This window comes from Bacillus sp. Pc3, from assembly GCF_000815145.1.
GTDB classification, from domain to species: domain Bacteria; phylum Bacillota; class Bacilli; order Bacillales; family Bacillaceae; genus Bacillus; species Bacillus velezensis.
This window is the reverse complement of record NZ_CP010406.1, coordinates 802,165-824,149: the sequence shown is the minus strand read 5'-3', so window position 1 is coordinate 824,149 and position 21,985 is coordinate 802,165. Positions and strand designations below refer to the sequence as shown.

General features: G+C 49.4%; 22 protein-coding genes, 1 riboswitch and 1 other annotated feature. Of the genes, 18 read left to right on the top strand and 4 right to left on the bottom strand.

Going from position 1 to position 21,985, the window contains the following annotated elements; genetic code table 11:
* Positions 1-5: 5 nt before the first annotated feature.
* Complete coding sequence (locus SB24_RS03335) at positions 6-977, top strand: glycosyltransferase family 2 protein (protein WP_003154790.1); 972 nt, start codon at positions 6-8, stop codon at positions 975-977.
* Positions 978-1,063: 86 nt separating this feature from the next.
* Here SB24_RS03335 and SB24_RS20155 read toward each other — a convergent pair whose 3' ends face one another.
* Together SB24_RS20155 and htrA are read right to left on the bottom strand one after the other, a co-directional pair.
* A complete protein-coding gene (locus SB24_RS20155) occupies positions 1,064-1,240 on the bottom strand; it encodes a hypothetical protein (RefSeq protein WP_165408949.1) in 177 nt (58 codons plus the stop codon).
* 100 nt (positions 1,241-1,340) lie between these two features.
* A complete protein-coding gene (gene htrA, locus SB24_RS03330; RefSeq protein WP_156124863.1) occupies positions 1,341-2,690 on the bottom strand; it encodes a serine protease HtrA in 1,350 nt (449 codons plus the stop codon).
* A gap of 287 nt (positions 2,691-2,977) precedes the next feature.
* Between htrA and SB24_RS03325 the strand changes: the two genes are divergently transcribed.
* From SB24_RS03325 to SB24_RS03280, 10 genes are all read left to right on the top strand, one after another.
* Positions 2,978-4,537: an MFS transporter gene (locus SB24_RS03325; RefSeq protein ID WP_039251745.1), complete on the top strand. Its 1,560-nt coding sequence runs from the start codon at positions 2,978-2,980 to the stop codon at positions 4,535-4,537.
* A gap of 155 nt (positions 4,538-4,692) precedes the next feature.
* Entirely contained in the window at positions 4,693-5,517 is an 825-nt protein-coding gene (locus SB24_RS03320; protein ID WP_007407248.1) for a M55 family metallopeptidase, read from the top strand.
* A gap of 14 nt (positions 5,518-5,531) precedes the next feature.
* Positions 5,532-6,458: an ABC transporter permease gene (locus tag SB24_RS03315; protein WP_007610853.1), complete on the top strand. Its 927-nt coding sequence runs from the start codon at positions 5,532-5,534 to the stop codon at positions 6,456-6,458.
* A 5-nt stretch (positions 6,459-6,463) separates the two neighbouring features.
* The gene (locus SB24_RS03310; RefSeq protein ID WP_003154782.1) at positions 6,464-7,411 is read left to right on the top strand and encodes an ABC transporter permease; all 948 of its coding nucleotides are present in this window, start codon (positions 6,464-6,466) and stop codon (positions 7,409-7,411) included.
* A 5-nt stretch (positions 7,412-7,416) separates the two neighbouring features.
* A complete protein-coding gene (locus SB24_RS03305) occupies positions 7,417-8,445 on the top strand; it encodes an ABC transporter ATP-binding protein (protein WP_033575301.1) in 1,029 nt (342 codons plus the stop codon).
* Positions 8,442-10,061, top strand: coding sequence for a peptide ABC transporter substrate-binding protein (locus SB24_RS03300; RefSeq protein ID WP_039251738.1), 1,620 nt, complete (start codon positions 8,442-8,444; stop codon positions 10,059-10,061). Before SB24_RS03305 ends, SB24_RS03300 begins: the two co-directional genes overlap by 4 nt.
* Positions 10,062-10,148: 87 nt before the next feature.
* Positions 10,149-11,084, top strand: coding sequence for a S66 peptidase family protein (locus tag SB24_RS03295; RefSeq protein ID WP_039251736.1), 936 nt, complete (start codon positions 10,149-10,151; stop codon positions 11,082-11,084).
* Positions 11,085-11,120: 36 nt separating this feature from the next.
* Positions 11,121-12,188, top strand: a complete 1,068-nt coding sequence (locus SB24_RS03290; protein WP_197985285.1) for a dipeptide epimerase — start codon at positions 11,121-11,123, stop codon at positions 12,186-12,188.
* Positions 12,185-13,084 (top strand): C40 family peptidase, encoded by a 900-nt coding sequence (locus tag SB24_RS03285; protein ID WP_039251729.1) that lies wholly within the window; start codon positions 12,185-12,187, stop codon positions 13,082-13,084. The genes SB24_RS03290 and SB24_RS03285 overlap by 4 nt, the downstream gene beginning before the upstream one ends.
* 3 nt (positions 13,085-13,087) lie before the next feature.
* Positions 13,088-14,059: an ABC transporter ATP-binding protein gene (locus SB24_RS03280; RefSeq protein WP_007610864.1), complete on the top strand. Its 972-nt coding sequence runs from the start codon at positions 13,088-13,090 to the stop codon at positions 14,057-14,059.
* A gap of 27 nt (positions 14,060-14,086) precedes the next feature.
* On the opposite strand, the gene SB24_RS03275 is transcribed toward SB24_RS03280, so the two are convergent.
* Both SB24_RS03275 and SB24_RS03270 read right to left on the bottom strand, forming a co-directional pair.
* The gene (locus SB24_RS03275; RefSeq protein ID WP_025284622.1) at positions 14,087-15,136 is read right to left on the bottom strand and encodes a lactonase family protein; all 1,050 of its coding nucleotides are present in this window, start codon (positions 15,134-15,136) and stop codon (positions 14,087-14,089) included.
* A gap of 70 nt (positions 15,137-15,206) precedes the next feature.
* A complete protein-coding gene (locus SB24_RS03270; protein ID WP_039251726.1) occupies positions 15,207-16,067 on the bottom strand; it encodes a dimethylarginine dimethylaminohydrolase family protein in 861 nt (286 codons plus the stop codon).
* Between the two features lie 189 nt (positions 16,068-16,256).
* Between SB24_RS03270 and SB24_RS03265 the strand changes: the two genes are divergently transcribed.
* The 7 genes from SB24_RS03265 to proA all read left to right on the top strand — a co-directional run bounded on the left by SB24_RS03265 (position 16,257) and on the right by proA (position 21,962).
* Positions 16,257-16,775 carry an acyl-CoA thioesterase gene (locus tag SB24_RS03265; protein WP_007407238.1) on the top strand — a complete coding sequence of 173 codons (519 nt, stop codon included), beginning with the start codon at positions 16,257-16,259 and terminating at the stop codon, positions 16,773-16,775.
* A gap of 99 nt (positions 16,776-16,874) precedes the next feature.
* Positions 16,875-17,420, top strand: a complete 546-nt coding sequence (locus SB24_RS03260; protein ID WP_039251722.1) for a GNAT family N-acetyltransferase — start codon at positions 16,875-16,877, stop codon at positions 17,418-17,420.
* A gap of 12 nt (positions 17,421-17,432) precedes the next feature.
* Positions 17,433-17,541: riboswitch (guanidine-I (ykkC/yxkD leader) on the top strand.
* Positions 17,542-17,607: 66 nt separating this feature from the next.
* Entirely contained in the window at positions 17,608-17,946 is a 339-nt protein-coding gene (locus SB24_RS03255) for a DMT family transporter (protein ID WP_007407236.1), read from the top strand.
* Positions 17,946-18,260: a DMT family transporter gene (locus SB24_RS03250; RefSeq protein ID WP_007407235.1), complete on the top strand. Its 315-nt coding sequence runs from the start codon at positions 17,946-17,948 to the stop codon at positions 18,258-18,260. Before SB24_RS03255 ends, SB24_RS03250 begins: the two co-directional genes overlap by 1 nt.
* 73 nt (positions 18,261-18,333) lie before the next feature.
* Complete coding sequence (gene purU / locus SB24_RS03245) at positions 18,334-19,236, top strand: formyltetrahydrofolate deformylase (protein WP_007407234.1); 903 nt, start codon at positions 18,334-18,336, stop codon at positions 19,234-19,236.
* 86 nt (positions 19,237-19,322) lie between these two features.
* Positions 19,323-19,536 (top strand) — a binding site (T-box leader).
* 69 nt (positions 19,537-19,605) lie between these two features.
* Positions 19,606-20,718 (top strand): glutamate 5-kinase, encoded by a 1,113-nt coding sequence (gene proB, locus SB24_RS03240; protein ID WP_015417312.1) that lies wholly within the window; start codon positions 19,606-19,608, stop codon positions 20,716-20,718.
* A complete protein-coding gene (proA, locus tag SB24_RS03235) occupies positions 20,715-21,962 on the top strand; it encodes a glutamate-5-semialdehyde dehydrogenase (protein WP_039251718.1) in 1,248 nt (415 codons plus the stop codon). Before proB ends, proA begins: the two co-directional genes overlap by 4 nt.
* Positions 21,963-21,985 lie beyond the last annotated feature (23 nt).

Genomic DNA, 21,985 nt, shown 5'->3' with positions numbered 1-21,985 from the left:
AAAACATGAGCAGACATATTCAATATTCAATAGTCGTCCCGGTTTATAACGAGGAACTCGTCATTCAGACAACCTATCAGCGCCTGAAAGAAGTCATGGATCAAACAAAAGAGCATTATGAATTGATCTTTGTCAATGATGGAAGCAAAGACCGCAGTATTGAGATTTTAAGAGAGCAAAGTCTGATTGATCCGAGAGTGAAAATTATTGATTTTTCCAGAAACTTCGGACATCAGATCGCGATCACAGCGGGCATGGATTATGCAGAGGGGAATGCAATCGCCGTCATTGACGCCGATTTGCAGGATCCTCCTGAATTAATCCTTGATATGATTGAGCAGTGGAAAGAAGGCTACGATGTGGTGTACGCCGTCAGAACGAAACGAAAGGGAGAAACCTTTTTCAAGAAACAGACGGCCTCTCTGTTTTACCGGCTGCTGCGGAGCGTGACTGATATTGATATTCCGCTCGACACCGGAGATTTCCGCCTGCTGGACAGAAAAGTCTGTGATGAGATGAAAAGATTAAAAGAAAAAAACCCTTTTGTCAGAGGACTCGTCAGCTGGGTCGGCTTTAAGCAGACTGCTGTAGAATATGAACGAGATGAGCGGCTTGCGGGGGAAACGAAATACCCGCTTAAAAAAATGCTGAAGCTTTCCATGGACGGGATCACAACGTTCTCTCATAAACCGCTCAAGGCGGCAAGCTATGCGGGAATGCTCATGTCCGGAGCGGGTTTTCTCTATATGTTTATCGTTTTATACATGAAGCTTTTTACAGACAGCACCATTACGGGCTGGTCCTCTCTGATTGTGATACAGCTGTTATTCAGCGGCATCGTTCTATTAATGCTCGGAATGATCGGCGAATATATCGGAAGGATTTATGACGAAGCAAAAGACCGTCCGCTCTATATCGTGCAAAAAGCGTACGGTATGAAAAACGAAAAGATTTATCGGGACCAGCATATGTCTTAACAAACACCCTGTCCGGCCAGCGGACAGGGTGCTTTTATGTAAAATAAAAGCCGCAGGATGACAGAATGTCCCGCGGCTTTTTTCATTCATCTGCGGCCGGTCTGCGTGTGCAGAGAGCGCATGATCAGTCCGGTTCCCGAAAGGTTCAGTAAAATGCTTGCACCAAGCGTCATTCCCCAAGCAGTGTTTTGCTGAGGAAGCTGAATGCTCAGCTGCAGCAAGATCAGGCCGGTAACGACCAGCAAAAGTCCGGTTTGTTTCATGTGTATGTATCCTCCTTTGTACACTGAGTCATACGGCTGATCTAGGCCTAAAGTTTCAGCTGTATATAAAAAAATCCAAGGCGGCTGCCTTGGATTTTTGTTAAGAAGAGGTTTCTTCTTTTTGAGTCAGTTTCATTTTTTTCGTCATTTCCTTGCCGTTTCTGATAATCTTCACGTCAACGGTGCTGCCGACTTTCGTATTCTTGTAGAGAATATTGCGAAGTTCGCTGCCCGTGTCAGTTTCTTTCCCTTTTAAGCTGATAATGATGTCTTCTGCTTTTAATCCGGCTTTGGCAGCAGGGGATCCCTGCGCCACTTCGCGAATGTAAACCCCTTTATTCAGCTGTTTGCCGAAGAGGCCGAGTGTGCCTTCCTGATAGTTTTGCGGCACTTGTTCCAAGTCGATCATGCTCACGCCGATATAAGGGCGCTCCACCTGTCCTTTCGTGAGAAGCTCTTCGGCGATCGGTTTTACATCGTTGCTCGGAATGGCAAAGCCGATGCCTTCTACATCATTTTCGCTGATTTTCATGCTGTTGATGCCGATGATTTTGCCGTCTGTATTCAAGAGCGGTCCGCCGCTGTTTCCGGGATTGATGGCGGCATCGGTTTGGATGACGTTGATGCTTGACTCACCGGCTGACGTGGAGATCGAGACGGTTCTGTTTAAGCCGCTCACGATGCCCTGTGTGACGGTGCGGGAAAGGTCTTTTCCGAGCGGATCACCGATGGCGATGACGGATTCACCCGTTCTGAGAGCGGATGAACTGCCGAAGCTTGCCGTTTTTGTTACGTGTTTATCTCTGATTTCTAAAACGGCCAAGTCTGTCAGAGAGTCGCTGCCGACGAGTTTAGCTGTTACATCAGTGCCGTCATATAATGACACTTTAAGGGAAGAGGCGCCTTCGACCACGTGGTTATTCGTAATGATATACGCTTTGCCGTTTGCTTTCTTAAAAATAACGCCTGAACCCGATCCCGTTTCCGCATCATCACCCGACGAATTAGAGTTTGAATCCGAGCTTGATCCGAATCCGAATAAATCGGAACTGCTTTGCTGCTTTTGCAGATTGGTGATTCCGACAATCGCCGGTGAAATGTCTTCCACCATATTCGAAATGCTGCTTGAATTTGCCGATGAGCTGTTTGCCGATTTGCCGCTGCCGGATTCAGAAGATGTCTGCTTAGCGGTTACCGATGACGTTTCCTGAGCGGGAGCCGGATTGGAAGTATCTTGAGTCTGATGGTCTCCAAGCGGCGTAAATGTATAGATGCCGAGGGCGAGCCCTCCGCCGATCACTCCGCCGAGAAGCGGTCTGAACCAGCCGAAGCTTCGTTTTTTCTTGTCCTCGTCCGGCGCGGAATATCCGGCCGGCTGCGGGTGTTCTTTTACTAAAAGGACTTCCTGTTCTTTTTGGTCTGTCCGATTTTCATCACGATAGTTATCCATCATGTTCACTCCGTTTCTCTATTTCATCATAGCATGATTTGCCTATTATTACTGACTCCATCTTAAACAAAAAGTGTGGGATAATAATGAAAAGATTGTGGGAAATTGTGAAAAAGACGAAATCGGACGGCGGCGCTTTATATTGACAATTTCCATCGGATTTGAAATAATAATGAGATATTATGTTCAATCCTTCACATGAAAAGATATGAAAAAATTCTGTCAAGCTAATGGGGGAAATCTGTTAGCTTTTTCACTTTGTCAAATAGTAAGAAAGGAGCTGTCAAATGAAAGAAAAACATCACTGGATCATTTCTCTGCTTGCTGTGCTGGCGGTCGGGCCGGGGCTGATGTCGAATACGGCTCTTTCGGCTGTCCAAAGCCTTGTCCGGCAGACGGTCGGCGGGGAAAACTTTGACTCTTTTCATCCGATTATTATCGGTAATATGGCATTTGCCTTATTCGTGCCGGCGGGGCCGTATTTAAGAAAAAGATTCGGCTCCCGGCCTGTCTATATGATTTCGATGGCCGCGGGTGTCATCGGAGCGCTGCTTGCTGCTGTGACAAATGATATTTATCCGCTCGCCGCGGGCCGTTTTTTACAGGGGGCTGCGGCGGGCACTATGCTGATGATTATGATTCCGATGCTGGTGCTTTCGTTTCCGATTGAACGCCGGAATTACGCATTATTTGTGTTAATCGGCGGATTTTACGGGTCCGTCATTATGGGGACCGTTTTAGGCACGGCGGCGGCAAGCGCCGGCCATTGGCATTGGCTGTTCGGCATTTTTGGCCTGCTGTCTTTTTTCGGCCTCATTTTCAGTTATATGTGGCTGAGGGATGACGCTCATAAAAATACTGAAAAATCTCCATTTGACGGCATCGGTTTTCTGTTAGCGGGTGTATCAGCCGTGCTGACCGCCTATACATTTATTCATCTGCCGAAATGGGGCTTTTCATCATGGCAGACATTGGCGGGATTTGGAGGAAGCATCGTCATTCTCCTGATCTTGCTGATCATGCAGTACAGAAACGAACATGCGCTGATTTCGATTAAACTTATGCTGATTCCAAAGCCGATTTTGGGTGTTTTCATGATCGCTGCGGGCAGTATTTCCATAGCGGTCAGTCTTTCTGCATTTCACGGGGAGCTTCAGACCGCATATCACATGTCACAAACTCAACAGATATTCCTATATGCATGCCTTTTGGGAGGCGTGGCCATCGCCGCTGTTATCAGTGCATTAGCATATGATAAAGTCGGTCCGGGCATGCTCGGCATAACAGGCTCTGTTATACTGGTGTTCGTGAATTTCCAATGGATGACGGCGGATCATCATATACCCCTTATTCTATTTGCGGGGCTTTTCGTGATGCTGGCGGCCGGGACAGGGCTTATCGTGGCAGCCGGACTGATGGGAGCCGCGTTGGGCGGACCGCTTCCGGAACTGGTGAAACGCATGACGGCCGTTCAGTTTTTGAGGCTGTTCATTTATATGGGCGCACCTGTTTTAATAGGGTATTTTACGAAAAGAGATGCTTCCGGCATGCTTCGGGGCGCGCGCGGCACACAATCGCCGCATGACCTGCTGATGGGGACATACAGCGATTTGTTTCTTATTGCTTTCATCTTAAGCTTGCTTTTAGTGTGTTTATCATTTGTCATGAATGCGACCGGCATGGGACATAAGCTGGCGCATAAACCGCATGCCGTCTGTAAGCAGGCGGCTGAAGAGCCTTCGCCGCAGACTCCTGGACCGATCAGGCATCAGGTCATTCCCGATCGCGAATACAGAAGTGCGGTCAGACAGTTTCGGGGTCACCCTATAAACAAAAACGGTATGTAACTTTTTCTACCAGCAAACCCTTTTCCCGGTGAAAAGGGTTTGTTTTTTCCCATAATGGCAGAATGGTATATTGCATGTTTCATCCTTTTTTAATATAATTTGTTAGAATATTCATAATTTAATATCGAAATTTTAAGTAAAAAAGGAGGCATTACATGAAACTGTATCTATCTGTGGATATGGAAGGGATTTCCGGACTGCCTGATGAAACATTTGTCAATTCCCGCATGCACAATTATGAGCGCGGCAGGGTTCTGATGACCGAAGAAGCAAACTGGTGCATCGCAGAAGCGTTTAATAACGGATGCACGGAAGTGACCGTGAATGACAGCCACTCAAAGATGAATAATCTGCTCGCTGAAAAACTTCACCCTGAGGCAGAGCTGATTACGGGGGATGTCAAGCCGTTTTCCATGATGCAGGGGCTTGATGAATCGTATTCGGGTGTGATGTTTATCGGCTATCATGCGAGAGCGTCGATGCCGGGCGTTATGTCGCACAGCATGATATTCGGCGTCCGCCACTTTTACATAAATGATAAGCCGGTCGGTGAACTGGGGTTAAATGCCTATCTCGCCGGATTTTACGATGTCCCGGTCATCATGGCTGCCGGAGATGATTGCGCCGCAAAAGAAGCGGAGGAGCTGATCCCGAATGTGACGACTGCCGCCGTCAAACAAACCATTTCAAGAACTGCGGTCAAATGCCTGTCCCCTCAAAAAGCCGGACGGCTCCTGACGGAAAAAACAGCCTATGCGCTCAAAAATAAAGATAAGGTCAAACCGCTGACTCCGCCTGAAAGACCTGTATTAGGCATTGAATTTGCCAACTACGGACAGGCTGAATGGGCCCATTTAATGCCGGGCACAGAAATCATCCCGGGAACGACAATCGTTCAATTTCAGGCAAAAGACATGCCGGAAGCCTATCAGGCCATGCTCGTCATGACAGAACTCGCCATGAGAACAACTTTCTGTTAAAGGGGTGAACGGCATTGCTGCGGTATTTTATCAAACGTTTTATCGCCATGATTATGACCGTCCTCGTCATCACCACTCTGACATTTGTCATGATGAAAGTGATACCCGGCTCGCCTTTTAACGAAGAGCGGGGCACAAACGAAGCGGTCCAGCGAAATCTCGAATCCTACTACCATCTGAACGAACCTCTTATCACACAATACGCCATCTATCTAAAATCCATTCTTACCTTTGATTTCGGTCCTTCAATTAAAAAACCGTCAGACAGTGTAAACGCTATGCTTGAACGCGGGTTTCCGGTCTCATTTGAGCTTGGGATAACGGCGATCATCATCGCTGTGATTTCCGGACTCGCGCTCGGCATAATGGCCGCTCTCAGGCGCGGCGGCTTTCTCGATTATGCGGCCATGAGCCTTGCGGTGCTCGGGATTTCCATTCCGAATTTTATTATGGCTACGCTGCTGATTCAGCAATTTGCGGTTCATCTGAAATGGTTTCCGGCAGCTACCTGGACGAGTCCCGTTCACATGGTCCTGCCGACTGTTGCGCTTGCCGTCGGTCCCATGGCTATTATCGCGAGGCTGACAAGATCAAGCATGGCCGAAGTGCTGACTCAGGATTACATCCGCACGGCAAAAGCAAAGGGGCTTTCTCCCGTCAAAATTGTGATCAAACACGCATTGAAAAATGCTCTTATGCCTGTTGTGACAGTACTCGGGACGCTTGCCGCAAGTATTTTAACGGGCAGTTTCGTCATCGAGAAAATTTTTGCCATACCGGGAATGGGCAAATATTTCGTAGAAAGCATCAATCAGCGAGATTACCCGGTCATCATGGGAACGACCGTATTTTACAGTGTGATTCTGATCGTCCTGCTGTTTCTGGTTGATTTGGCATACGGCCTGTTAGACCCGCGCATAAAACTTCATAAGAAAGGGTGATCCTGATGAATCTCCCGCAAGAAACGGTAAAACACACAGAAGTGCCTGATGACTGGTTTCAGCCGGGCGCGGAAAGAAAGGGTGAAACCGAGTCGGTCAAGCGTCCGAGCCTGTCTTACAGTCAGGATGCGTGGCGGCGGCTTAAAAAGAACAAATTGGCGATGGCCGGCCTTGTGATATTATGCTGCCTGTTTCTATCGGCTGTGTTCGGTCCGCTGATATCACCGCACAGCGTGACAAGGCAGACGCTCGCCGAGCAGAATCTTCCGCCGTCTTTTTCACACTGGTTCGGAACCGATGAACTTGGCCGGGACGTGTTTACAAGAACGTGGTACGGAGCGAGGATCTCTTTATTTGTCGGTGTGATGGCGGCGCTGATCGACTTTTTGATCGGCGTCATCTACGGAGGCGTCGCCGGTTACAAAGGGGGCCGGACAGACAGCGCCATGATGAGAATCATCGAGGTTCTCTACGGATTGCCGTATCTGCTCGTTGTCATTTTGTTAATGGTGCTGATGGGGCCGGGGCTCAGTTCCATTATCGTCGCTTTGACCGTGACGGGATGGGTCGGCATGGCGCGGATTGTCAGAGGGCAGGTGCTGAGGATGAAGCATGATGAACACGTATTGGCTTCGAAAACGTTTGGAGCGAAAACATTTCGGATCATTAAGAAAAATCTGCTGCCGAATACGATGGGAGCCATTATTGTCCAAATGACGCTTACGGTGCCGGCGGCGATTTTTGCGGAATCATTTTTAAGTTTTCTCGGACTCGGCATTCAGGCGCCGTTTGCAAGCTGGGGAGTCATGGCAAACGACGGGCTGCCGGCGATTTTATCAGGCCATTGGTGGCGGCTGTTTTTCCCCGCTTTTTTCATTTCCTTGACGATGTACGCGTTTAACGTACTTGGAGACGGCTTGCAGGACGCGTTAGACCCGAAACTGAGGAGGTAGGAAAAATGGCGCAGCAAGTTCTTTCCGTTCAAAATCTGCATGTTACTTTTTCAACATACGGAGGCACTGTAAAAGCCGTCAGAGGCGTCAGCTTCGATTTATATAAAGGTGAAACGTTTGCGATCGTCGGTGAATCGGGCTGCGGAAAAAGCGTGACGTCACAAGCCGTGATGGGTCTTCTTCCGAAACATTCGGCAAAGATTGAATCCGGAAGCATACAATTTAAACAGAAAAACCTTTGCCAAATGTCGGATCGGGAAATGCGGGGAATCCGGGGGCGCGATATTTCTATGATTTTTCAGGACCCGATGACGGCGCTCAATCCGACTTTGACCATAGGCGATCAGCTCTCAGAAGCGCTGTTGGAACACCGCGCCATGACAAGAAAACAAGCTGAATCCGAAGTTCTCGCCATGCTGGATCTGGTCGGTATCCCGGACTCGAAATCCCGCCTGAAGCAGTACCCCCACCAATTAAGCGGGGGCATGCGGCAGCGGATCGTGATTGCGATGGCTCTGATCTGCGAGCCGGAAATTATGATCGCCGATGAACCGACAACGGCTCTTGATGTGACGATTCAAGCACAAATCCTTGAATTATTTAAGAAGATTCAAAGAAAAACAGGCGTGTCTATTATTCTGATCACGCACGATCTCGGCGTCGTCGCTCAGACCGCCGACAGAGTCGCCGTCATGTATGCGGGGAAAATCGCCGAAATCGGCACGAGGCATGATATTTTTTACCGTCCGGCTCATCCATACACAAAGGGGCTGCTTCGTTCAGTGCCGCGGCTGGATATGGAGGATAGTGAGCTGTCGCCGATTGACGGGACGCCGCCTGATTTATTCGATCCGCCGCCGGGCTGCCCGTTTGCCGCCCGCTGCCCGGACAGGATGATCGTCTGTGAAAAGGTATACCCGGCAACAACCGTGAAATCCAAAAGCCATATCGTCAACTGCTGGCTTCAGGATCACCGTGCAGAGCGGCTGAAGCAGCAGCTGACGGCAGCAGAGGAAAAAGGGGGATTGAAATGAAAAAGAGATGGGCGATCGGTGTGATTGCTGTTGTTTCGTTTGCTCTGATGGGCTGTACAGCCAATGAACAGGCGGGGACAGAACCCGGCAAAGCAAAAGAACAGGGGGGTGAAACGGTGCTGCGGCTCAATAACGAAAATGAGCCGACCTCACTTGATCCGCCGATCGGATTTAATAATGTTTCCTGGCAGCCGCTGAATAACATCATGGAAGGATTGACGAGGCTCGGAAAAGATAATAAGCCCGAACCGGCCATGGCGGAAAGCTGGAAGGTGTCCGCTGATAAGCTGACATATACCTTCAATATCCGGGATAACGCCGAATGGACAAATGGCGATCCCGTTACGGCGGAAGATTTCGTGTACGCCTGGAAACGGATGCTCGATCCGAAAACGGGCGCATCTTCCGCTTTTCTCGGCTATATGATCAAAGGCGGGGAAGAATTTAACAGCGGAAAAGGCAAACAAGAAGACGTGAAAGTCACGGCAAAAGATAAAAAAACGCTTGTCGTCACATTGGCGGCACCGCAGGATTATTTTCTGAGCGTCGTGTCCAATCCGGCGTATTTCCCGATTAATGAGAAGGTCGCCAAGGCTGATCCGAAATGGTTTACTGAAGCAAAAACCTTTGTCGGCAACGGGCCGTTCAAACTGACGGAATGGAAGCATGACGATAGCATGACGATGGTCAAAAACGAGACGTATTGGGATAAAAAGACGGTGAAACTGGATAAAGTCACATGGGCGATGGTCAGTGACCGGAATACCGATTATCAGATGTTCCAGTCGGGGGATTTGGATACCGCCTTTGTGCCGGCAGAGCTGAGCGAGCAGCTGATGGGAGGAAAAAATGTCCGCACGTGGGATCAGGCCGGACTCTATTTCTATCGTTTTAACGTGAAAATGGAGCCGTTTCAAAATGAAAAGATCAGAAAAGCGTTCGCGGCAGCGATTGATCAGAAAGAAATCACGGATTATGTGACCAAAAACAGTGAAAAGTCGGCACATGCCTTTGTATCCCCGGGATTTACTCAGCCTGACGGGAAAGATTTCCGCGAAGCGGGCGGCAGTTTATTAAATCCGGATGAATCAGAAGCCAAAAAACTGCTGGAAAAAGGCATGGCAGAAGAGCATTATGACAAGCTGCCCGCCGTTACATTGACATACAGCACAAAACCGGAGCATAAGAAAATAGCGGAAGCGATTCAGCAGAAGCTCAAAAGTGTGCTCGGTATAGACGTTAAGCTCGCCAATATGGAATGGAACGTCTTTTTAGAAGAGCAGAAAGGACTGAAGTTCCAGTTCTCTCAAAGCTCATTTTTACCGGATTACGCAGATCCGATCAGTTTTCTAGAGGCTTTCCAGACGGATAATTCCATGAACCGCACCGGCTGGGGCAGCGCGGCATACGACGGCTACATCAAGCAGGCAAAACAGGAAGCCGATGCCAAAAAACGTTTTGCGCTCATGCATAAAGCGGAAAAACTGCTCATGAACGAGGCTCCGATCATTCCGATTTACTTTTACAATCAGGTGCATCTGCAGAACAGCGGCGTGAAGGGCATTGTCCGGCACCCCGTCGGTTACATTGATCTGAAGTGGGCGGAAAAGTCCTGATCTTACAGCGGAAACATACGCCGTTCTTTTGCCGTTAAAGGAGCGGCGTGTTTCACTTTTCAATCCGGAAAGGAGATTGAAAAAGTCATGAACCATAAACCGAAAGCACTGCAAAAAGGCGACACGGTCGGTGTGATTGCGCCCGCAAGCCCGCCTGAGAGCGGGACGCTGCAAACCGCGCTGCTGTTTTTAGAGAATGAGCTTGGCCTTCAAGTGAAACTCGGCCGGGCGCTGAAGGCCCGTCACGGCTATTTGGCGGGAGAAGACCGGGCGCGTCTCGATGATCTCCATGACATGTTTAGTGATCAGAATGTCAAAGCGGTGATATGCGCGTGCGGAGGATTCGGCACTGGCCGTATTGCCGCCGACATCGATTTCGGATTAATCCGCCGCAATCCGAAAATTTTCTGGGGATACAGTGATATCACGTTTTTACATACCGCCATTCATCAAAATACGGGGCTCGTCACATTTCACGGTCCGATGCTGAGCACAGATGTCGGGCTTGAAAATGCTGATCCCCTGACAAAAGCGTCGTATCATCAGCTTTTTACAGAAACGGAATTTACCTATACGGAGGACATTTCTCCCTTAGAGGTGCTGACAGGCGGAAGGGCCGAGGGAGAGCTTGCGGGCGGCAACTTGTCGCTCATTACGTCCACACTCGGCACGCCGTTTGAAATTGATACAAAAGACAAATTGCTGTTTATCGAGGATATTGATGAGGAGCCGTATCAAATCGACAGAATGCTGAATCAATTAAAGATGGCCGGAAAACTGTCAGACGCAGCCGGAATCCTGGTCTGTGATTTTCACCAATGCGAACCGAAGCATAAAGAAAAGTCGCTTACTTTAGAGCAAGTGCTGAACGATTACATTGTCAAATCAGGGAAGCCCGCGCTCAAAGGCTTTAAAATCGGCCATTGTTCACCGAGCTTCGCCGTTCCGATCGGAGCCCGCGCGGTTATGGATACGGCGGCCAAAGCGGTAACGATTGAATCGGGGGTTTCCGGAAGGGAGTGATCAGGCGTGAGGATTACAGATATTCAAACGGGACGGATGTCCGTGCCGCTGAAAAAGCCGTTTAAGACCGCTTTGCGCACGGTTTACAATGCTGAATCGGTCATTGTGAAGCTCACTTTTGACAACGGTCTGACCGGCTGGGGGGAGGCGCCGCCGACGGTTGTCATTACAGGCGACAGCGCGGCCGGTATTGAAAGCGCCGTCCACGATGTGCTGAAGCCGGCTCTCTTGGGACGGAGCCTTTCCGGCACGGAAGCCGTTTTGTTTGATATCAGCCGGCTGTTGGAAAGAAATCAAAGCGCAAAAGCCGCGGTGGATATGGCTGTATATGACGGATGGGCGCAAATGCACGGACAGCCGCTTTACCGGCTTCTCGGCGGCTATCGGAATACACTGGAAACAGATTTTACCGTCAGCGTCAATTCTCCTGAGGAGATGGCGGGGGATGCAGACCGTTATGTGAACAAAGGATTTCATATTTTAAAGGTAAAAGTCGGCATAGGTGACATATCGGACGATGTTGCGCGGATTCAGGCGATCAGATCACGTGTCGGCGGAAACGTCAAACTGAGATTGGACGCGAATCAAGGCTGGATGCCGAAAGAAGCCGTGACTGCGATCCGAAAGATGGAAGACGCAGGCCTCGGCATTGAGCTGGTCGAGCAGCCTGTTCACAAAGACGATATCGCCGGGCTGAAGCAGGTCACAGATGCCGTAGACACGCCGATTATGGCGGATGAGAGCGTCTTTACCCCCCGTCAGGCATTTCACGTGCTGCAGACGAGAAGCGCCGATTTAATTAATATTAAGCTGATGAAAGCGGGCGGCATAAAGCAGGCGGAAACAATCAATGCGATGGCGGAAACGTGCGGCGTGGAATGCATGGTCGGCAGCATGATTGAGACCAAGCTCGGCATCACCGCCGCGGCCCATTTTGCCGCGGGCAAACGGAATGTGACGAAGTTTGATTTTGATGCGCCGCTTATGCTGAAAGATGATTTGATTCAAGGCGGCATCACATACAGCGGCAGTCAGATTACGATTCCCGACGAACCGGGTCTCGGCATTACCGGTGTGTCGATACAAGAGGGGGCGAAAAGATGAGAGCAGCCGTTACAGCGGCGGCAGCCAACGTATGGACGCTGCCGTCATCTCCCCGTTCGTATGATGCGCCGATGCTTGAAAACCCGCCGCAGATCAGAAAATGGTTAGCGTCTATGGGATATGAAGAGCGGCTGCAATTATGCACAGACAATCTTGTCCAAACGCAAGCGCTTTTCGGGGAAGAGGTGATCATTCTCAAAGAGGAAGGGGAATGGGCTTTTGTCGCCGTTCCCGGCCAGCCTTCAAACAAGGATGTGCGCGGATATCCGGGGTGGATGAAAAAAAGCCAGATTTCAAAAGACGGCTTTCATACATCTTCCCCTGCCGTATGGATTACCAAACCGACAGCTATTTTATATCACACAAACGGCGAACCGGACTTGGAAGTAAGTTTCTTAACGCGTCTTCCGGCAGCAGGACGTGAGAAAGGCTTTTTCCGGGTGGTGACGCCGCTCGGAGAACGGTTCGTAAATGAAGCTGACGCAGACGAGTGCCGGCATACGGAAGGACGGGCGGCCGATGTCATCGAAACGGGCATGATGTTTCTCGGGCTTCCGTATTTATGGGGAGGACTGAGCGGTTTCGGGTTTGACTGTTCCGGGTTTATGTATTCGATATTTAAAGCAAACGGCTATACCCTTCCCCGTGATGCAAAGGACCAAGCAAAAGCCGGATGCGGCGCGGCGGTAAACGATATCCTGCCGGCTGACCTTTTGTTTTTCGCCTATGAAGAAGGAAAAGGCGCGATCCACCATGTCGGTTTGGCGCTGGGAGACGGCCGAATGCTGCACTCCCCGAAAACGGGAAAAACAATCGAAGTGCTGTCTTTGGAAGGAACCGTCTATGAAAAAGAATTATGCACCGTACGCCGCTGTATAAGCGAAAAGGGGGAATAGAAAATGACGGCATCTCCGCTCCTTGAAGTCAGCGGGCTGAAAATGCATTTTGACGCAGGAAGAAAGAAAGCCGTAAAAGCAGTCGACGGTGTCAGCTTTCACATTAAAAGAGGAGAAACATTCGGACTTGTCGGAGAATCGGGATGCGGTAAATCGACGCTCGGAAGGGTTATTCTCCGTCTGTATGACCCGACGGCCGGTTCGGTATCATATGAAGGGACGGATATACACCGTGCCGCGGCAGAACAGCGGTCGGTCTTCTTCCGCAAGCTGCAGATGATTTTCCAAGACCCTTACGCCTCGTTAAATCCGCGCCTGACCGTAAGGGAAATTATTATGGAGCCGATGGAAATCCACAATCTTTACAATACAAGAAAAGCCCGTCTGATGATGGCGGATGAACTGCTTGAAGCTGTCGGGCTCCATCCGGATTTCGGCAGCCGGTATCCCCATGAATTCAGCGGCGGACAGAGGCAGAGAATCGGGATTGCCAGAGCGCTCTCTCTGCATCCCGAATTTATCGTGGCGGATGAGCCGATTTCCGCGCTGGATGTGTCGGTACAGGCTCAGGTCGTCAACCTTTTAAAAAGGCTTCAGAAAGAGAAAGGGCTGACATTTTTATTTATCGCTCACGATTTATCAATGGTCAAGCATATCAGCGACCGGATCGGCGTGATGTATTTGGGCCGCATGATGGAAATTACAGAAAGCGCTGCGCTTTACCGGGAACCGCTTCACCCTTATACGAAGGCGCTTTTATCCTCAATCCCGATTCCTGATCCGCTTCTTGAGGACAAGCGTGAACGGATTATTCTGAAAGGGGAGCTGCCGAGCCCCCTTAACCCGCCGAGCGGCTGTGTATTCAGGACGCGGTGTCCTGAAGCGATGGAGCTCTGCGGTAAGATAACGCCTGAGCTTGAAGAAGTGAAGGCGGGGCGTTTTGTCGCCTGCCATTTATACAAAAAAGAAAGCTGACAATATAAAGTCAGCTTTCTTTTTTAATTAAACCTGATGCAGAAATGACACGCAGACCGGATACGGAACCGGAATGTCAGATTGAAGCAGAGTCAATTTGCCCGTTTCCGGGTCGCGTTCAAACAAAACCAGATTTCCCGTTTCTTCGTTTGACGCGACAAGGAATGTCTCGGAAGGGTCAAACGCGAAATCACGCGGCCAGTTGCCTTCTGTCGGCACCCATTCAATAAGAGACAATTCGCCGGAATATTGGTTGATCTTAAAGATGGCGATGCTGTCATGTCCGCGGTTGGCGGCATAAAGAAATCTGCCGTCTTTAGATATGCGGATCGCGCTGCCTTGCGATTTGTCCGTAAAGCCTTCAGGCAAAGCGGAAATGACCTGCAGCTCTCTGAATTCACCTAAGGTCGGGTTGTATTCAAGCGCGATGACTTCATTACTGATTTCCGTCATGACATAGGCGTATTTTTCCGCCGGATGGAAAACGATGTGGCGCGGCCCTGAACCCGGTGCGAAAGAGTGAGTTTTCACCTCTGTGAGCGAACCGTTTTTCATTTGGTAAGTATAAAGCGTATCCGTCCCTAAATCGACGGCTGCAATGTAGTTATGCTCAGGTGTATAGCCTGCGAAATGGGTATGCGGTTTCTCTTGTCTTTCATGAGGACCTGTTCCCGTATGAGCGGCTTCGGCAGCCGGCTCCCGCAGACTTCCGTCTTCATTGACGGGAAAGGCGTGCACTTTTCCGCTGTGGTAATTAGCGGTTAACACATATTCATGTTTATCATCAATGCTGACGTGGCATGGAGACGGGCCTTCAATCAGCTGGTGGTTCACAAAAGTTAATTCCCCGCTGTTCTGATGAATCTGATAGGCTGCGACGCCGCCTTTTCCGTCTGCCTTTTCAATGGAATACAGCATGCTGTTATCAGAATTCGGAGTGACGTATGTCGGGTTGCCGAGCTTTGCTGCCAGCTTCGGACGGCTGAGCCGTTTCGCTTCTGTATCAAGTTCAAAACAATAAATGCCTTCGCTTCCGCCTTTTGTATATGTTCCCGCGTATCCTATGTACTTAGCCATTCGGTTTCCCCCTTTAGAGTCTTGTCTTCTCTATATTAACGTATCTTGAAGGAAACTGCCTTGTAAATGTTTAAGATGTTCTGACAAGCGGCAAGGTGCAGCAGCGGAAGGAACCGCCTGATTTAATAATTTCGGAAAACTCGGTTTCAATGACTGTATAACCTCTTTTTCTGAGCTCGCGGTTCGTATGACGGTGCTGCGGCAGGCTGATAATTGTCTGATTGCCGAGTGACAGGATATTCGGTCCGAGCGTGAATTGCTCTTCTTCAGGCACTTCTATCATCTCAAAACGTTCGGCGAGAAGATCAATTTCTTTCTGCCGCAAGCCATTTTTGCAGTATAGCGCCTCCGTTTCCGAGATCATATTAAATACACAGTCCAAATGTAAGAAATCCTCCTTGAGAGGGATCGGCACAACCGTCATCTCCGGCAGCGCCTCCCGCAGCTCCCGGACAGCCGCTTTATCCGTGCGCTTGCTCAGCCCGGCGTAAACGGTGCCGTCTGCGATCAAGATGTCGCCGCCTTCAATATTCGCTTTTTTCAGTCGCGTATAAGGGATTTTCTTATTGTCAAGCAGGTTTTGAAACACTTTCTCTTCTCCCTGCCGGACTGAAGCCGCCATGTTTGAAATAAACGCCGTCTCCCCTAAGACAAATCCGATATCCCGGGTGAATACCTGCTCAGGCAATGCGGGATCGGCAGGCAGCAGGACGACTTCAATCTGATGAGATCTTAAAATGTCAATAAACTCACTATGCTGTTTGAGGGCAACGGATATGTTAATATTTTCTTGTTTGAAATGTTTCTGCGTTCCGTTAATAATATCCTTGATGGCCATGTGTTCCGGCCGGCATAAGATGACTGTCTGCAAAGCATCAAACTCACTGCGGCAAGCCGGTTTCCGCGTGGATTTGGAAATGGATACGTCCATGTGATATCCTCCTATCGGTATTCAATGTGCGTTTATTATTCCCGGATGTGATGAATAATGAAACATTTATGAGAGAATATCTAACCAACTTAATATTTAAAATTTTAGACAAAACGGTCAAAGTATTGTTTAATAGGGTACAGATGAATGAGTCAAAACGACCAGACACCAAAGGGGAGTTTAAATAATATGAAGTTGCCAGAATCAAGATTTTGCAAAGAAACAAGGGTTGTTAAAACAAGCAGGGTTTTTCCGCTTGATACGAATAATCACAATACGCTGTTTGGCGGAAAGCTGATGAGCTACATTGATGATATCGCTTCAATTTCCGCGGCCCGCCACTGCCGGTGTGAAACAGTCACGGCCTCAATGGATTCTGTAGATTTTTTGCGCCCCATCGGCCAACAGGATTCCGTATGTCTTGAATCTTACGTCACATGGGTCGGCACATCGTCTATGGAGGTGTTTGTCAAAGTCATTAAAGAACATCTGATGACGGGCGAACGCGAGCTTGCGGCAACGTCGTTTCTGACCTTTGTCGCGCTTGATTCAAACGGGAAATCGGTACCCGTTCCGCGGATCGTGCCGGAAACCGAGGAAGAAATCATGCTTCACAATACGGCCGTTCAGCGCGCCGGAGAACGAAAAAACCGCTTAAAACACAGCAAGGCCCTGGCCGAGGCGCTAGGAACAAATAAACCTTGGTAATCGTCAAACCGCTTTTTTAAAAAGCGGTTTTTTTATGCTGAGAAAGGACTTTTCCTGCCGGATCCATAATCTATTACAGGGAAAGGAGACGTGGCGTGCATGATGAAACATAAGTCTTCCGGCACCATCCTGACAACCGGGCGTATCCGTCTGCGGACTATGCGGGATGACGATGAAGAAAATTTGTACGGGCTGTTTACCGACAGAGAGGTCATGAAATATTATCCTTCTCTTAAAAGCAGACGGGAAACGAAGGAATGGATTGCCTGGAACAAACGATTGGCCGCAGGATACGGCGTCAGTCTTTGGATCGCAGAGGATAAAGAGACGGGCGCATTTCTCGGTCAATGCGGAATCGTTCCGCAGACGGGAAACGGAAACACTTTGATGGAAATCGGCTATATGTTTGCCCGCCGCCGCTGGGGCTGCGGCTATGCGACAGAGGCGGCGAACGCCTGTCTGGACTACGGTTTTCATACGCAGCAATACGGACGCATAGCGGCGCTGATTGATCCGGAAAACGCTGCCTCCGTCCGTGTCGCGGAAAAAATCGGTATGGTGCCCGGTGAGACCGTTACCAAATGGGAGAGGCAGCTGACGGTTTTTGACATCACATCTGACGTTGAACGTTTCGGCGAAATGTAGTATGATACGAACAGACATGTTTTCTAGGGTTCCGCATGTTCATACATGGCCTGGTCCGAGAGAAAACACATATGCGGACATATCCCGCATATGCACACGGAGGGAAAAAAGCCCGGGAGAGTCAATCTCATGTGAGACGACTATCCGGGCTTTTTTGTATTGTCCGGATACAGAAAGGGTGAAGAACATGAAATGGGGTTTAGTGGTCATAGCGGCCGTATTTGAAGTGGTATGGGTCACCGGCCTGAAACATGCTGATTCGGCACTGGCGTGGAGCGGCACGATTACGGGAATCATCATCAGTTTTTATCTATTAATCAAGGCGACAGACAGCCTGCCCGTAGGAACGGTATATGCGGTCTTTACCGGACTCGGGACAGCGGGCACCGTGCTCAGTGAAATCCTGCTTTTCAAAGAGCAAGCCGATCCGGTGAAAATCGTGCTGATCGGCGTTTTGCTGATCGGTGTCATCGGATTAAAGCTGGTCACACAGGATAAGCCTGAGACGAAGGAGGAGAAGGCGTAATGCATTGGATCAGCCTGATAGCCGCGGGTCTTTGTGAAATGCTCGGGGTCATTTTAATGAATCAATTTCAAAAAGAAAAGAAAGTCAAATGGATTCTTTTCATTATCGCCGGATTTGCGGCTTCTTTTTCCCTGCTTTCTTATGCGATGGAGACGATCGCGATGGGCACGGCCTATGCGATCTGGACCGGTATCGGCACGGCGGGCGGCGCATTAGCCGGCATTCTTTTCTACGGCGAGCAGAAGGATGCGAAGCGCATCTTTTTCATTGCGCTTATTTTATGCGCTGCCGTAGGGCTGAAAATTCTTTCGTAAATTGATTTTTATCAAATTTTCAGTATAATCTATAATAAGTTACGAATTATGAAGATACGAGGGATTAAAACAGATGAATTCATATATGACACAGCGGCTGAAAGAATACCGCCGCGGGAATGAGGAAAAAGGGCGCCTGCTTGTCAGCTGCCCCGATCAGCCGGGAATTGTATCGGCTGTGTCCGCGTTTTTGTTTGAACATGGCGCAAACATTATTGAATCAAATCAATACACGACTGACCCTGAAGGCGGACGGTTTTTTCTTAGGATCGAATTCGACTGCAAGGGCATTCGTGAGAAAAAAGAGGACTTACAGCAGGCGTTCGCCTCAATCGCCCAGACATTCGGCATGACATGGAGCCTGTCTCTGGCAAGTGAGCTGAAGCGGGTGGCGATCTTTGTATCGAAGGAGCTGCACTGCCTTCATGAACTGATTTGGGAATGGCAAAGCGGCAATATGATGGCCGAAATTGCGGTCGTCATCAGCAACCACGAAGAGGCCAAAGAAGTGGTCGAACCGCTGAATATTCCGTTCCATTACATGAAAGCTAACAAAGACATCCGCGCCGAAGTGGAGCGGCGCCAGCTTGAGCTGCTGGAGCGGTATAAGATTGATGTGATCGTTCTTGCCCGCTACATGCAGATTTTGACGTCTGATTTTGTATCTGCCCATCCGAATCGGATTATTAACATCCACCATTCATTTCTGCCGGCCTTTATCGGCGCTAATCCGTATAAACGGGCTTATGAGCGCGGAGTGAAATTAATCGGCGCGACCTCTCACTATGTGACGGACGATCTTGACGAAGGGCCTATTATTGAACAGGATATTGAACGCGTCGATCACAGAGATCACGCAGAGGATCTGAAGAATATCGGCAGAACGATTGAGCGGAGCGTGTTGGCAAGAGCCGTAAAATGGCATCTGGAAGACCGCGTCATCGTTCACGGAAACAAAACGATCGTATTTAATTAATGGCGGTCCGCCGGGGAGGCGGACTGTTTTTTATGGATGAAAATGTCTTGACAAGAACCTGTTTTCTTTGCATAATATAAAAAAATCATTGAGCGTTGAAGAGGATCAGTACGCAGAACTTTCTGTGACAGAGAGCAAAATGGCCCGCTGAAACATTTTGCCGCATGAAACCTGCCGAACCTGCCTTGGAGTCCTGAGGGGAAAACTCAGGCGCGATAACCTGGCGTTACAGGAAAGCGGGACGCGTGAAAAACGCGTTCAAACAAGGTGGTACCACGGAAAGCCCATTTCGTCCTTATTTTTCAGGACGGAATGGGCTTTTTTTATTGACGGGAGCCGGTTTGGATTGATTGCCACGGAGGAGAAACGATGAAAAAACAAAGAATTGTTGTGAAAATCGGGAGCAGCTCGCTCACCAACAGTAACGGAAGTATTGATGAAGCAAAAATCAAGGAACATACGGAAGCCATTTCTTTATTAAAAGAAAACGGGCATGAAGTGATCCTCATTACCTCAGGCGCGGTGGCAGCGGGTTTTTCCGCTCTCGGCTATCCGTCGCGACCCGTTACGATAAAAGGAAAGCAGGCAGCTGCCGCAGTCGGCCAGACGCTTTTAATGCAGCAATATATGGACCATTTAAAAAGATACGGTCTGACGCCGGCACAAATTTTATTAACAAGAAATGATTTCTCAAAAAGAGAGCGGTACAGAAACGCCTATGCCACTGTAATGGAACTGTTGGAGCGTGGAGTCGTGCCGATTATTAATGAGAATGATTCCACATCAGTCGAAGAGCTGACGTTCGGTGATAACGACATGCTGTCGGCGCTTGTAAGCGGTTTGATTCATGCAGACCAATTAATGATTCTCACAGACATTAACGGGCTGTACGATGCCAATCCGAATGAAAACCCGGACGCAAAGCGGTTCGACTATCTGAATGACATCACACCAGAATTGCTCGGATATGCCGGATCAGCAGGCTCAAAGGTCGGCACCGGAGGTATGAAGTCAAAACTTCTCGCCGCCCAGACCGCATTGTCGCTCGGGGTGAAGGTATTTATCGGAACCGGCTCCGGACGGGAAAAACTGATGGTGATTTTAGACGGAAAAGGCGACGGCACTTATATCGGCGATAAAGACCTGTCCTCAGTGAATAATACACGGCAATGGATCATGTTTCATTCTCCGATATCAGGGGAAATCATCATTGATGGGGGAGCGGAGCAGGCGATGATCCATAACGGGTCAAGTCTCCTCCCGGCCGGTGTCGCCGATGTCTGCGGCAGTTTTCCGAAAGGGGCCGTAGTGGAAGTCAAAGGGCCCGGCGGCATGATCGGCAAAGGGCAGACGCAGTACTCATCCGATGAAATTTTAGAAGCCAAAGGGAAGCGGAGCGACCAGCTTTCAGGAACGAAGCAGGTGGAAGTGATTCACAGAGATGATTGGGTGAATTTATTTGACGAGGGGGAACACAAATGAGTGAAGTATTGCAAAAAGCAGCCTTGGCAAAAGAAGCGGCTGCCGAAATGGTCATGAAAACGACGGCTGAAAAAAACGAAGCGCTCCAATGTATTGCAGACGGACTCAGAAATGAACGCCGGCTGATTTTAACAGAGAATCAGAAAGATATTGAAGCGGGACGGAACAGAGGACTGACACCTGACATTATTGACAGGCTGACTCTTGATGAAAAACGCCTGCTCGATATCGCGGACGCCGTGGAACTGCTGATCGGTCTTGAAGATCCCGTCGGTGAATCGCTGGAGACCATTCAAAAAGAGAATGGATTATCCATTGAAAAAATCCGCGTGCCCCTTGGAGTAGTGGGCATGATCTATGAGGCCAGACCGAACGTTACCGTAGACGCGGCCACACTCTGCCTGAAAACCGGAAACGCGGTTGTGCTCAGAGGAAGTTCTTCCGCCATCCACAGCAACATAGCGCTTGTCAGTGTGATGAAACGCGCTCTGGGGCTGTCAAAGCTTCCGATTGATGCCGTTCAGCTTATAGAAGATACAAGCAAAGAAACCGCCAAACAGCTCTTTACATTAAATGACGGGCTGGATGTATTGATCCCGCGCGGCGGTAAAAATTTAATTGATCTTGTGGTCAGGGAATCAACCGTACCCGTTTTAGAAACCGGAGCGGGCAATTGCCACGTGTACATAGATGAGTCAGCAGATCCTCAAATGGCAAGCGAGGTCGTCATCAATGCCAAAACACAGCGTCCTTCGGTCTGCAACGCGATTGAATCTCTTTTGATTCATGAAAAATGGGCCGAAGAACACGGACGAAAGCTGCTGAATCAGCTGACAGAAAAAGGGGTGGAGCTCCGAGGAGACCAGGTGATTTGCGGACTGGAGCCTCAAGCGAAACAAGCAGAAGAAGCCGATTGGAGAGCGGAGTACCTGGCGCCGATTCTCAGTGTGAAAACGGTGCAGGACGTACAGGAGGCGGTCCGCCACATTCAGCAGTACGGCACAAACCATTCAGAAGCCATTCTGACGGAGAACGCCGAGCATGCGGCTTACTTCCAGACCGCCGTTGACGCCGCCGCCGTGTATCATAATGCTTCAACCCGGTTTACGGACGGTTTTGAATTCGGATACGGAGCCGAAATCGGCATCAGCACGCAAAAGCTTCACGCGAGAGGGCCGATGGGGCTTCCGGCGTTAACATCTACAAAAATCATCATCAAAGGAAACGGACAAATCCGCGTATAATCTTTTAAGCTTATCCTTCAAAA

What these genes read in the sequence shown, in the direction of transcription:
- SB24_RS03275 (WP_025284622.1), bottom strand. Translation starts at nt 15,136, where the DNA reads ATGGCTAAGTACATAGGATACGCGGGAACATATACAAAAGGCGGAAGC.
- SB24_RS03325 (WP_039251745.1), top strand. Translation starts at nt 2,978, where the DNA reads ATGAAAGAAAAACATCACTGGATCATTTCTCTGCTTGCTGTGCTGGCG.
- proB (WP_015417312.1), top strand. Translation starts at nt 19,606, where the DNA reads ATGAAAAAACAAAGAATTGTTGTGAAAATCGGGAGCAGCTCGCTCACC.
- SB24_RS03250 (WP_007407235.1), top strand. Translation starts at nt 17,946, where the DNA reads ATGCATTGGATCAGCCTGATAGCCGCGGGTCTTTGTGAAATGCTCGGG.
- SB24_RS03300 (WP_039251738.1), top strand. Translation starts at nt 8,442, where the DNA reads ATGAAAAAGAGATGGGCGATCGGTGTGATTGCTGTTGTTTCGTTTGCT.
- htrA (WP_156124863.1), bottom strand. Translation starts at nt 2,690, where the DNA reads ATGGATAACTATCGTGATGAAAATCGGACAGACCAAAAAGAACAGGAA.
- SB24_RS03280 (WP_007610864.1), top strand. Translation starts at nt 13,088, where the DNA reads ATGACGGCATCTCCGCTCCTTGAAGTCAGCGGGCTGAAAATGCATTTT.
- SB24_RS03260 (WP_039251722.1), top strand. Translation starts at nt 16,875, where the DNA reads ATGATGAAACATAAGTCTTCCGGCACCATCCTGACAACCGGGCGTATC.
- SB24_RS03320 (WP_007407248.1), top strand. Translation starts at nt 4,693, where the DNA reads ATGAAACTGTATCTATCTGTGGATATGGAAGGGATTTCCGGACTGCCT.
- SB24_RS03310 (WP_003154782.1), top strand. Translation starts at nt 6,464, where the DNA reads ATGAATCTCCCGCAAGAAACGGTAAAACACACAGAAGTGCCTGATGAC.
- SB24_RS03270 (WP_039251726.1), bottom strand. Translation starts at nt 16,067, where the DNA reads ATGGACGTATCCATTTCCAAATCCACGCGGAAACCGGCTTGCCGCAGT.
- SB24_RS03285 (WP_039251729.1), top strand. Translation starts at nt 12,185, where the DNA reads ATGAGAGCAGCCGTTACAGCGGCGGCAGCCAACGTATGGACGCTGCCG.
- purU (WP_007407234.1), top strand. Translation starts at nt 18,334, where the DNA reads ATGAATTCATATATGACACAGCGGCTGAAAGAATACCGCCGCGGGAAT.
- SB24_RS03335 (WP_003154790.1), top strand. Translation starts at nt 6, where the DNA reads ATGAGCAGACATATTCAATATTCAATAGTCGTCCCGGTTTATAACGAG.
- SB24_RS20155 (WP_165408949.1), bottom strand. Translation starts at nt 1,240, where the DNA reads ATGAAACAAACCGGACTTTTGCTGGTCGTTACCGGCCTGATCTTGCTG.
- SB24_RS03290 (WP_197985285.1), top strand. Translation starts at nt 11,121, where the DNA reads ATGTCCGTGCCGCTGAAAAAGCCGTTTAAGACCGCTTTGCGCACGGTT.
- proA (WP_039251718.1), top strand. Translation starts at nt 20,715, where the DNA reads ATGAGTGAAGTATTGCAAAAAGCAGCCTTGGCAAAAGAAGCGGCTGCC.
- SB24_RS03265 (WP_007407238.1), top strand. Translation starts at nt 16,257, where the DNA reads ATGAAGTTGCCAGAATCAAGATTTTGCAAAGAAACAAGGGTTGTTAAA.
- SB24_RS03305 (WP_033575301.1), top strand. Translation starts at nt 7,417, where the DNA reads ATGGCGCAGCAAGTTCTTTCCGTTCAAAATCTGCATGTTACTTTTTCA.
- SB24_RS03295 (WP_039251736.1), top strand. Translation starts at nt 10,149, where the DNA reads ATGAACCATAAACCGAAAGCACTGCAAAAAGGCGACACGGTCGGTGTG.
- SB24_RS03255 (WP_007407236.1), top strand. Translation starts at nt 17,608, where the DNA reads ATGAAATGGGGTTTAGTGGTCATAGCGGCCGTATTTGAAGTGGTATGG.